Consider the following 1,429-nt stretch of genomic DNA (forward strand, 5'->3'; position numbering starts at 1 on the left):
CCTTGCGTTGTCTCGATCCGTGCGACTTTTATACTTTACCATCTTTCATCTTGCCTGTCAACCGTTTTGTGAAGATTTTGTAAAGTTTTTTCTGGTGGGCTCAAGTGGACTCGAACCACCGACCTCACGCTTATCAGGCGTGCGCTCTAACCACCTGAGCTATGAGCCCTAATGGTCCGGGTGGAGGGATTTGAACCCCCGGCCCCATGGTCCCAAACCATGTGCGCTACCAAACTGCGCTACACCCGGATAGTGTGTTTCAAGTAGAGTCTGCATGCAGCACGCCTGGATCAGGTGATTGCTGTTTGTCACTGTAGCCTCTGACTTTATGTGAAGATGGCAGGGGTGGCAGGATTTGAACCCACGACATACGGTTTTGGAGACCGTCGTTCTACCAGACTGAACTACACCCCTATGCTGGTTTGAATGAAAATCTGGTGGGCCTTCAGGGACTCGAACCCCGCACCGCCCGGTTATGAGCCGGATGCTCTAACCAACTGAGCTAAAGGCCCGAGCGTTTGACAAGTATTGCCTATAAGTGGTCCGGGTGGAGGGATTTGAACCCCCGACCTCATGATCCCGAACCATGCGCGCTACCAAACTGCGCTACACCCGGAGACCATTTTGAAAAATGGCGGAGAAGGCGGGATTCGAACCCGCGCGCCGCATACACGACCTAACGGTTTAGCAAACCGTCCTCTTGAGCCGCTTGAGTACTTCTCCATAATGTTTTGTAAGCATCTGCCTTTGAAATCTGTGAAGTTTTGGTGGCGGAGAGGGTGGGATTCGAACCCACGGCCCCTTTCGGAGTCACTGGTTTTCAAGACCAGCTCCTTAAACCGCTCGGACACCTCTCCAAGTAATCCGATGGCATTCAGAGATCAGTCAACAGAATTATTGTATCACATCTCATGAGCCTCTGTCTGCATTTTATAAAAAAAATCTGGTGACCCATCCGCGACTCGAACGCGGGACACCCTGATTAAAAGTCAGGTGCTCTACCGACTGAGCTAATGGGTCAGGTGGCTGGGATAGCAGGACTCGAACCTGCGCATGACGGAGTCAAAGTCCGCTGCCTTACCGACTTGGCTATATCCCATCATAGGTATGGCGTGCCCACAGGGATTCGAACCCCGGACACACGGCTTAGAAGGCCGTTGCTCTATCCAACTGAGCTATGGGCACACAAAAAAATAGACATATAAACTAATGGTTGCGGGGACAGGATTCGAACCTGCGACCTCCGGGTTATGAGCCCGACGAGCTTCCAGCTGCTCCACCCCGCGTCATCATTTTGTATGTTCAGCATATAAAAAACACTATATGGAAGAACAGTATTTAGAAGGTAAGGAGTCGCAGCGACCTACTCTCCCAGGACTTCACGTCCCAGTACCATCAGCGCTGAAGGGCTTAACGGCTGTGTTCGGGA

General features: G+C 51.7%; 11 tRNA genes and 1 rRNA gene. All 12 read right to left on the reverse strand.

Annotated features, from left to right (window positions below):
* Window positions 1-92: 92 nt before the first annotated feature.
* A tRNA-Ile gene (locus tag QOL74_RS18345) sits at window positions 93-169 on the reverse strand.
* Window positions 170-172: 3 nt separating this feature from the next.
* Window positions 173-249: transfer RNA gene (locus QOL74_RS18350), tRNA-Pro, on the reverse strand.
* Window positions 250-337: 88 nt separating this feature from the next.
* Window positions 338-414 (reverse strand) — tRNA-Trp (locus QOL74_RS18355).
* 21 nt (window positions 415-435) lie between these two features.
* A tRNA-Ile gene (locus tag QOL74_RS18360) sits at window positions 436-512 on the reverse strand.
* A gap of 27 nt (window positions 513-539) precedes the next feature.
* Window positions 540-616 (reverse strand) — tRNA-Pro (locus QOL74_RS18365).
* A gap of 16 nt (window positions 617-632) precedes the next feature.
* A tRNA-Ser gene (locus QOL74_RS18370) sits at window positions 633-723 on the reverse strand.
* Window positions 724-768: 45 nt separating this feature from the next.
* Window positions 769-857, reverse strand: a tRNA-Ser gene (locus tag QOL74_RS18375).
* An 87-nt stretch (window positions 858-944) separates the two neighbouring features.
* Window positions 945-1,020, reverse strand: a tRNA-Lys gene (locus tag QOL74_RS18380).
* A gap of 3 nt (window positions 1,021-1,023) precedes the next feature.
* Window positions 1,024-1,099 (reverse strand) — tRNA-Gln (locus tag QOL74_RS18385).
* Window positions 1,100-1,108: 9 nt separating this feature from the next.
* Window positions 1,109-1,185: transfer RNA gene (locus QOL74_RS18390), tRNA-Arg, on the reverse strand.
* A gap of 25 nt (window positions 1,186-1,210) precedes the next feature.
* Window positions 1,211-1,286 (reverse strand) — tRNA-Met (locus QOL74_RS18395).
* A gap of 64 nt (window positions 1,287-1,350) precedes the next feature.
* Window positions 1,351-1,429: ribosomal RNA gene (gene rrf / locus QOL74_RS18530) — 5S ribosomal RNA — on the reverse strand; the annotation flags it as partial.

The organism is Anoxynatronum buryatiense, assembly GCF_900182905.1.
Taxonomy (GTDB): Bacteria; Bacillota; Clostridia; order Peptostreptococcales; family Tindalliaceae; genus Anoxynatronum; species Anoxynatronum buryatiense.